Source organism: Parafrankia sp. EUN1f, from assembly GCF_000177675.1.
In the GTDB taxonomy this organism is placed as follows: Bacteria; Actinomycetota; Actinomycetes; order Frankiales; family Frankiaceae; genus Parafrankia.
Map to the genome: position 1 here is coordinate 1 of NZ_ADGX01000247.1, position 8,666 is coordinate 8,666.

The window sequence follows — 8,666 nt, forward strand, 5'->3', positions numbered from 1 at the left end:
GGCGGTGCGACCGCGGGACCGGCACCGGCCCGCCCATGTGCGAAGCTGCCTGCCGTGCCCACAGCAGCCGGTTCCGGTCCGTCGCGCCGGGCGATCCTGGCCGCCGTCCCGCTGGTCGGCGCTGGAGCATCGGTGCTTCTCGCCTCGGCCGGCTGCACCAGCTCGGGCCCGGTGGCCCCGACGCCGACGGCGAACCCGGCTGACGTCGCGGCCGCCACGGCGGCCTACCAGCGGGAAGCCGAGTTGCTGACCGCCTACGACGCCGCGATCAGCCGCCATCCCGGGCTCGCCACGACACTGCGCGCGATCCGCGAACATCACGCCGAGCATGGCAGCGATCTGGCCGCCCTCGGGCTGCCCGGCATCGGCGCGTCCGCGACATCGGCGGCGCCCACGACATCCGCGGCAGCGGCGACAGCATCCACGACGTCCACCGGGGATCCCGTGCCGGACACCGCGAACACAGCGGACACATCCGAGACGCAGACCGCCACGCTCACCGCCCTCGCGGCCCTCGAAGGCACCACCGCCACCGCGCACCGGGCCGGCTGCCTCACCGCGAGCACGGGCCTGGCGGGGCTGCTGGCGAGTCTGTGCGCCGCCGAGTCCGCGCACGCGGAGCTCATCGGCCAGGCGCAGCCGACGGTGGCCCGGTGACCGCCCCCACCGGAGTCGCGGCCTCGGCCGCACCCGACCCGCAGGCCAGGGCGCTGTCGTCGATGCTGGCCTCGGCGCACGCCGCCGTCTACGCGGCCGCCGCGGCGGGCGGCGTTCTCGCCCCGCTGGGCGACGCGGCCCGCCCCGCTCGGGATCTGGCCAGAAACGCCCTCGACGATCACCGGGCGCTGCGGGACACGCTCGTCGCGATGCTGAGAACACGCGGAGCGACGCCTCCCGCGGCCCTCGCCGCCTATCAGCTGCCGGTCGAGCCGGCGGGTGTCGCCGGATCACTCGACCTCCTCGCCCGCATCGAGGACCAGTCAGCCGTGTCCGCCCTGGCCGCGGTGGACGTTCTCACCGGTGCCGACCGGGAGATGGCCGTCGACACACTGGTCGCCATGACGCTGCGGGGGCAGCGAGCCAGGCTCGCCGCCGGTGTCGCCCCGGGGTCCGCGACCGCCGCCTTTCCCGGCCGCTGAGCGGCCGCTCGGCAGGCAGGCAGCCCTTCGCGAGGCGCTGCCAACTCGCCGCGCGGAGCCCCCGCGCCGCCCCTCGCCGCGCGGAGGCCGGTCGGGTGGACGGCGGGCTTGCGGCATCAGCGCGGTGGCGGCGTCCCCGGCCTGGCCGCCCCGAACGCGTCGAGGACGTCGAGAAGCTGTCCGAGCCGGGCGATGACCGCGTCCGCGGCGACAGGCCGCTGTCCCCTGGCACGTCCCCCGTCATCCCGAGGAATCGGATCGGCCAACGGGTTCGGGCGGGCCGGTCCGGCCAGATCCGTCCGGCCCGGTCCGAGACCACCCGGTCCTGGACCGGCCCGGCCATCCGCGACGAGGACGGTGCGCATGCCGGCGGCTCGGGCACCGCGGATGTCGGTCTGCACGCGGTCGCCGACGAAGAGAACACGGGACGGATCCACCAGCCCGAGCGCGTCAAGCACAGCCTGGAACGCGATCGGATGCGGCTTGTCGAACGGAAGATCACTGGTGTAGACCCGCGCGTGGAACAGACCGAGCAGGCCGTCCCGCTCCAGCAGCCGCTCGTGCCACAGCCGTGGCCAGCGGGTGTTCGTCAGCAGGCCGACGAGCAGGCCACGGGCGCGAACGAGGTGCACGAGCAGCAACGCCTCGGGGTCGCACATCGTGTGCGGGGTCCACGCCGCCAGGTCGCGACGGGTGGCGGCCTGCAGCACCGCGGCGGCCACGTCGACGCCCAGCCGGGCCGAGGCCTCGGCGAGCAGCTCGGTGACCGAGCCGGTCATCCCGTCCTGGGCACCGTTCCCGGACAACCCGTCGGCACCCTCCCGGCCCCGCCACCAGGCTGATTCCAGCCCGGCCAGGATCGCGGTGATCTCATCCGCGTGCGCCGGCGAGATCTCGATGGCGGCCATTCGCCACAGGTCGAGCAGGTCCACGTCGTGGAACGGCGTCAGTGTGCCGCCCCAGTCGAAGACCACGGCTTCGAGCGGCCTTCCGCCGTTCGGGCCCGGAGCCCCGCCGGCAGCCGGGTCGACGGCTCCGCCGACAGCCGGGTCTGTGCCCTGCGTGAACCACGAGAAGGCCACCCGATCACCGAGCTGGCTGCTGGCCCATGGCTGGCCGGCGGCCCGCGACTGTCTGGTGGCCCGCGACTGTCTGGTGGCCCGCGACTGTCTGGTGGCCCGCGACTGTCTGGTGGCCCGCGACCGCCTGGTGGCCCGCGACCGCCTGGTGGCCCGCGGCCGTGTGGTGGCCTCTGGCCATGTGGTGGCCCCTGCCTATCTGGTGGTCCATGCGTCCGGATCCTCCCGCAGCTCACAGACGATGTCCGGCAGTTTCCCGCTGGCGACGTCGGCGAGGGTGACGGCTTCCAGTACCCGGCGCAGGTTGACCCTGGTCGCGATCCAGACGTCCTGGAGATGCTTGGCCGCGCCCTCGTAGTGCGCGGTCTCCGGCGGACGGCCGCGGACGCTGGCCAGCGGGCCGTCGGTCGCCCGGATCACCGTGGCGATCGTGATGTCCTCCGCAGGGCGGCAGAGCTGGTAGCCGCCGTCGGCACCGCGGCGGCTCTGCACGAGGCCGCTGCGCCGCAGGTCGGTGAGGATGTTTTCCAGGAAACGCAGGGGGAGGTCCTGTGCCGAGGCGAGGGTCTCCCCCTTGACGAGGTTGCCGTCCGAGGCAGCGAGCGTGAGCAGGGCCCGCAGTGCGTAGTCGGCCCGGGCGGAGATCTGCATGGCACTATCTTGCAGCCCGCAGCGCCAAGCGGCGCTCGGTGGCCCGCAGACCTGGGTGGCCGGGCAGCCGAGGTCGCGCGCCGGCGGCCGGTCAGACCCCGGTGTCGGACGGGCCCTCGCCGCCGCGCGCGGGTGCCGGTAGGTGCCCACCACCCGGCTCGGCGCCCGCCTCCGGGCCGGGGCGCCGGGGCCCACGGGCCGCCTTGACCGCGGCCGAGCCTTCGGCCAGCAGGCCCCTTCGCTGCCGCATCCGCCGGTCGAGGGCGTTGAAGACGGCATCCACGACCACGCCGACGACGAAGATCGTCAGCATGGACACCATGACACCGACGGTGTCCGAAAGGTCGCGGGCGTTCTGCAGGTTGGCACCGATCGAGGGATGGCCGGGGACGATGACGATCAGCTCGCCGGCCATCAGGCTGCGCCACGCGAACGCCCAGCCCTGCTTGAGCCCCGCGAGCACCGACGGCAGCGCCGCCGGGGCCACGACATGCCGATAGAGCGCGAAGCCCTTCGCCCCCATGCTGCGCCCGACCCGGACCAGCAACGGCGGGACGTAGTCGACACCGTAGATGACGCCGTTGGCCACCGACGGAGCGGCCCCGAGCACGACGACGAACATGATGGCCGACTCGCTGAGCTGGAACAGCAGGATCGCGAGCGGGAACCAGACGATGGACGGCATCGTCTGCAGCGCGGTGATGAACGACCCCACCGCGGTCCGCAGCAGCGCGAAGCGCGCGACCGCGAGCCCGACGGCCGCGCCGATGACCACCGCGAGCGCGTAGCCCTGGCCGGCACGGCTGAGGGTCCGGCCCAGCGCGTCCCAGAAGTCGGCGGTGCCGAGCTGGCTGAAGAACTCGGGCAGGGCCTCGTCGGGGCCCGGCAGCACGTAGGTCGGCTTCCAGCCCGACCAGACGACCGCCTGCCAGAGCAGCAGGAACAGCGCGAACGCGGCGACCTTCGGCCAGGTCGCGGACCACGTGCGGCGGGCCAGCGGACGCTGCTCGCCCACCGGGATGTCGAGCGCGTCGAGGCCGGCCAGTGTCTGGTCCGGCGTCCGATCCTGTGTCCGGTCCGGTGTCCGGAGCGAGGGCACGCCGGTGTCGGTGTCAGTGGCCATGACGCGCGACCTCCTCCCGCAGCCGTGCCGTCACGGCGGCGGCCAGCTCGGAAACCTGGGGCTGATCGATGCGGCGCGGGCGGTCGATCGCGACGTCGATGACTTCCGCGACCCGGCCGGGCCGGGAGGAGAGCAGAACGATCCGGTCCCCCAGCCGCACGGCCTCCCGCACGTCGTGGGTGACGAACAGGACGGTGATGCCGGTCTCGCGCCAGATCCGCTCCAGCTCGTCGTGGAGGAGGTCGCGGGTCATCGCGTCGAGCGCCCCGAACGGCTCGTCCATGCAGAGGATGTCGGCCTCCTGGGCGAACGCCCGGGCCAGGCTGACCCGCTGCCGCATGCCCCCGGACAGCTCGTGCGGACGCCGGTCCGCCTGCCCGGCGAGGCGGACCATCGCGAGCAGCTCGCGAACTCGCGCCTCCCGCGTCGCCTTCGGCACCCGGCGCAGCTTCAACGGCACCTCGACGTTGCCCCCGGCGGTCAGCCAGGGCAGCAGTGCCGAGTCCTGGAACATCATCCCGACCCGACGCCCGCCGGTGTCGACCGTTCCCGTCGTGGGCTGGTCGAGGCCGGCCACCAGTCCGAGCAGGGTCGACTTGCCGCAGCCCGATGCTCCGAGCAGACAGACGAACTCGCCGGGCCGGACATCCAGCCGGATGTCGTCCAGTGCGCGGACCTGACCTGCCCCGCCGCCGAAGACCCGGCTGACGCCGTCGATCCGCAGCGCCGTGTCCGCCGTGAGAACGGTCACAGCTTGCTCCCCTTGGGTACGTGGTGCGCCAGAGCGGGTGCCGTGGCGGTGATGGCCGCCACGGCACCCGCTCCGTGCCTGTCTGTGCTCTCGCCCGTGGGCTACTTGTCCGCGACCGCCGGCTCGCCCGCGTCGGCGAGGATCTTGTTGACGATCGAGAGGTCGAAGATCCCGTCGAGCTGGGGGTCCTTGATGAGCCCGAGCTCCGCCTGGTGCGCAGCCGAGGTGAACAGCGACTTCGCGACCGGGTCCGGGCCGAACGTCAGGCCCTTCCAGGCCGCGGTGACGACGTCGTCGGCGAGCGGCTTGCCGGTGAGCTTCTTCAGCGCCTCGTTCGCGGCGGCCTGCCCTGCGGCCGGGTCGTCGTTCAGCTGCTTGATCACGTCGATGTTCGCCGTGATCAGCCGCTCGACGATCTCCGGGTTCTTCTTCAGGTAGTCCGTGCGGACGAGCAGGACGGTGGTGACGAACTTGCCGTCGGTCTCGGGCCACTCGTCGGCCTCGTCGACGAGGACGTGGCCGCCCTCCGAGACCAGCCTGGACGCGGTCGGCTCGGGCACCCACGCGCCGTCGATGGCACCGGACTTGAACGCGTCGACGGTGATCGAGTTGTCCTGCGGGCGAATCGAGACGTCGCCGCCGCCCTTGGTGTCGGTCTCGAAGCCCTTCTTCTTGAGGAAGTAGCGCAGCGCGACGTCCTGGGTGTTGCCGAGGCTCGGCGTGGCCAGCGTCTTGCCGCGAAGCTGGTCGACCGAGGTGATCTCCGGCTTCACCACCAGCGCCGCACCGCCGGAGGTCACCCCGGAGACGATCCGGATGGCTTCACCCTTGGACTTGATGAAGGTGTTCACGGCCGGGTTCGGACCGATGAAGCCGGCATCGATCGCGCCGGAGAGGATCGCCTCCGCCTCCTGCGTGCCCGAGTTGAACGTCGAGGGCGCCAGCTTCACTCCGGAGCCGAGTTCCTTGGCGAAGGTGCCCTGCTCAACGCCGACGAGCGCCGGGGCGTGGGTGAGGTTCGGGAAGTACCCGAGCCGCAGGGTTCCCGTGACCTCCCCGGAGGCCGCCACGGACTCCGACCCCCCGTCGTCGCCCGAGCAGGCGGCCACCGTCAGCGCTAGCGCACTGGCAGCAACCAGTGGCACGAACCTGCGCCACAGACCCCGGGGCTTCATCACGTTCCGTACCCTCTCCCACGCACCCGATCATTCAACAAACTCGATCGAATGCGTCTTGTCGATTGATTATGTCGAGAAGGTAAGGATGCCAGAGATAGGGCGATAGCGCCACAGCAATGAACACAGATGCCAAAAAGCACCGCGATCAGTGATCGAGCGACCACGATCCGGCGATTCGGGTGGTGGAGGAGGACGCGTCGACCACCACAGCGCGAGCACGGGATCCGTGCACGCGACACGGCAGTGGACAGCGACGCGACAGCCGACGCGGCGTGGCGTGGCAGTGGGGCGACGTGGCGGTCGCAGCGAGAGCCGGGCTCAGCCCGGACGTCCGCGCTAGAAGAGAATCGAGGCGAACGTGCCCACGCGCTCGAAGCCGACACGCTCATAGGCGCGGCGCGCGACGTGGTTGAAGTCGTTCACGTACAGGCTCACGACCGGAGCGAACATCGCCCGAGCCAGCGCGACGACGCTGGCGGTACCGGCGGCGCCGAGGCCGCGACCGCGTAGCGCCGGGTCAACCCACACGCCCTGGATCTGGCAGACGTCCCCCGCGACGGCACCGAGCTCCGCCTTGAACAGCACCCGGCCGTTCTCGATGTGGGCGAAGGACCGCCGCTGACCGATGAACTCGGCGACCCGGGAGCGGTAGAGCGCGCCACCGTCGGGGCCGACCGGCGAGACCCCGATCTCCTCGGTGAACATCGCGATGCAGGCGGGGAGCAGGATGTCCAGCTCGTCTGGCCGGACCTGGCGGACCCCGGGATCGGGCGCGATCCGGGGCTCGTCGTTGATGGCGAGTAAAGGCTGCTCGCCGCGGATCTCCCGGGCCGGACCCCACACCGGCTCCAGATGCCGCCACATCGCGGCGACCGCCGAAGCGACGCCGACGATCGACGAACAGCGGCGCCCCTGGCGGCGGGCCCGCTCGGCGAACAGCTTCGCCGAGTCCGGGCCCGCCCCCACGGGCCAGAGGTTCGCGCCGGAGTAACACAGGGCTGTGAGGGTGCCGTCGACCGTGTGCCCCCAGACCTCGGCGCCCAGGCGCCAGGGATCCAGGCCGCACGCCGCCACCCGCGACGCGACGAACACGTCCGCGACCGGGTTGCGGCTCAGCAACTCGGTGACCGCGGGAAGATCCCGGTCATCGAGAAGCCTGGTCGGAGTGGAGCGAAGCGGCAGACCCATCCAGCCCTTCCCGTTGTCAGGCCACAGACACCGACGGCGTACCGGAGGCCGCGCCGTCAGCCTCCATCTCCTCGGCCAGTCGCATGGCCTCCTCGATCAGAGTCTCCACGATCTGCGCCTCGGGGACCGTCTTGATTACCTTGCCACGGACGAAGATCTGACCCTTGCCGTTGCCGGAGGCGACGCCGAGGTCGGCCTCGCGGGCCTCGCCCGGGCCGTTCACGACGCAGCCCATGACGGCCACGCGCAGCGGCACCTCCATGCCCTCGAGACCCGCGCTGACCTCGTTGGCGAGGGTGTAGACGTCGACCTGGGCCCGGCCACAGGCCGGGCAGGAGACGATCTCCAGCCGCCGCTCCTTGAGCCCGAGCGACTCCAGAATCGCCGAGCCGACCTTGACCTCCTCGATCGGAGGAGCCGACAGCGAGACCCGGATCGTGTCGCCGATGCCCTCGGCCAGCAGTGCGCCGAAGGCAACAGCCGACTTCACGGTGCCCTGGAACGCCGGGCCGGCCTCGGTGACACCGAGGTGCAGCGGGTAGTCACAGGCCTGGGCCAGCAGCCGGTAGGCCTGAATCATGATCACGGGGTCGTTGTGCTTCACCGAGATCTTGATGTCGCGGAAGTCGTGCTCCTCGAACAGGGAGCACTCCCACAGCGCCGACTCGCAGAGCGCCTCCGGGGTGGCCTTGCCGTACTTCTCCAGCAGGCGCTTGTCGAGCGACCCGGCGTTGACGCCGATGCGGATCGGGATGCCGGCGCCCTTGGCGGCACGCGCGATCTCCCCGACCTTGTCGTCGAACTGCTTGATGTTGCCCGGGTTCACCCGGACCGCGGCGCAGCCCGCGTCGATCGCGGCGAACACGTACTTCGGCTGGAAGTGGATGTCGGCGATCACCGGGATCGGCGACTTGCGCACGATCGCCGCGAGCGCGTCCGCGTCGTCCTGACTGGGGACGGCGACCCGCACGATCTGACAGCCGGCGGTGGTCAGCTCGGCGATCTGCTGCAGGGTGGCGTTGACGTCCGAGGTCAGCGTGGTGCACATCGACTGGATGGAGACCGGGGCGTCACCTCCGACCGGCACGTTGCCCACGTGGATCTGCCGGCTGACCCGCCGGGTTCCGACCGGGCGGGGCGGAGCGGCGGGCATGCCCAGAGTAACGGTCACGATGTCCTCACTGGCGTGTCGGATTCTTGATCGTCAATTGGCGACCCAGCCCCGGTCCGTCGAGCACGACCGGGGCGTCCGGGTCGATCAGGTCCGAGCCGATTCACGGATCGGCTGGATCGGTCAATCAGGTCGATGGACGTCGTGCGGAGGCGGCGCACTCACGACGGCCGGCGCGACGCCCGACCGGATCGACCGGCGACCGGGGCGTCCACTGACCACCACCGCGCGCCACCGCGGGTACACGGCGGCTCACTGGTTGATGCGGATGGGGTTGACGATGTCGGCGGACAGTATGATCAGACTGAACCCGACGAGAACGACGACCGTGGCGTACGTGGCTGGTAACAGCTTCGCGAAGTCCACCGGCTGCACTGGACCTCGGT

Annotated in this window: 9 protein-coding genes and 1 pseudogene; 2 read left to right on the forward strand and 8 right to left on the reverse strand. The window is 71.6% G+C overall.

The genetic code is table 11. The annotated features are described in order from the left end of the window. Positions 1–657, forward strand: a 657-nt coding sequence (locus FREUN1FDRAFT_RS36580) for a hypothetical protein (protein ID WP_050796181.1), incomplete at its 5' end; no start/stop codon positions are given. Further along, positions 654–1,139 (forward strand): DUF4439 domain-containing protein, encoded by a 486-nt coding sequence (locus FREUN1FDRAFT_RS36585; RefSeq protein WP_006545457.1) that lies wholly within the window; start codon positions 654–656, stop codon positions 1,137–1,139. The genes FREUN1FDRAFT_RS36580 and FREUN1FDRAFT_RS36585, both read left to right, overlap by 4 nt. A 116-nt stretch (positions 1,140–1,255) precedes the next feature. Here FREUN1FDRAFT_RS36585 and FREUN1FDRAFT_RS36590 read toward each other — a convergent pair whose 3' ends face one another. The 8 genes and pseudogenes from FREUN1FDRAFT_RS36590 to FREUN1FDRAFT_RS44675 form a co-directional block, all read right to left on the reverse strand. Further along, on the reverse strand, positions 1,256–2,221 hold the full coding sequence (locus FREUN1FDRAFT_RS36590; protein WP_006545458.1) for an HAD family hydrolase: 966 nt from the start codon (positions 2,219–2,221) through the stop codon (positions 1,256–1,258). 192 nt (positions 2,222–2,413) lie between these two features. Beyond that, positions 2,414–2,869, reverse strand: a complete 456-nt coding sequence (locus tag FREUN1FDRAFT_RS36600; protein ID WP_006545460.1) for an Rrf2 family transcriptional regulator — start codon at positions 2,867–2,869, stop codon at positions 2,414–2,416. A 91-nt stretch (positions 2,870–2,960) separates the two neighbouring features. Then, complete coding sequence (locus FREUN1FDRAFT_RS36605; protein WP_006545461.1) at positions 2,961–3,992, reverse strand: ABC transporter permease; 1,032 nt, start codon at positions 3,990–3,992, stop codon at positions 2,961–2,963. Continuing rightward, positions 3,982–4,743, reverse strand: coding sequence for an ABC transporter ATP-binding protein (locus FREUN1FDRAFT_RS36610; protein ID WP_006545462.1), 762 nt, complete (start codon positions 4,741–4,743; stop codon positions 3,982–3,984). The genes FREUN1FDRAFT_RS36605 and FREUN1FDRAFT_RS36610 overlap by 11 nt, the downstream gene beginning before the upstream one ends. 101 nt (positions 4,744–4,844) lie before the next feature. Further along, positions 4,845–5,918: an ABC transporter substrate-binding protein gene (locus FREUN1FDRAFT_RS36615; RefSeq protein WP_006545463.1), complete on the reverse strand. Its 1,074-nt coding sequence runs from the start codon at positions 5,916–5,918 to the stop codon at positions 4,845–4,847. A 339-nt stretch (positions 5,919–6,257) separates the two neighbouring features. After that, on the reverse strand, positions 6,258–7,109 hold the full coding sequence (locus FREUN1FDRAFT_RS36620) for a GNAT family N-acetyltransferase (protein WP_006545464.1): 852 nt from the start codon (positions 7,107–7,109) through the stop codon (positions 6,258–6,260). A gap of 16 nt (positions 7,110–7,125) precedes the next feature. After that, complete coding sequence (gene ispG / locus FREUN1FDRAFT_RS36625) at positions 7,126–8,280, reverse strand: flavodoxin-dependent (E)-4-hydroxy-3-methylbut-2-enyl-diphosphate synthase (RefSeq protein WP_006545465.1); 1,155 nt, start codon at positions 8,278–8,280, stop codon at positions 7,126–7,128. Positions 8,281–8,532: 252 nt separating this feature from the next. Continuing rightward, positions 8,533–8,666: pseudogene (locus FREUN1FDRAFT_RS44675) on the reverse strand (peptidase M50); the annotation flags it as partial.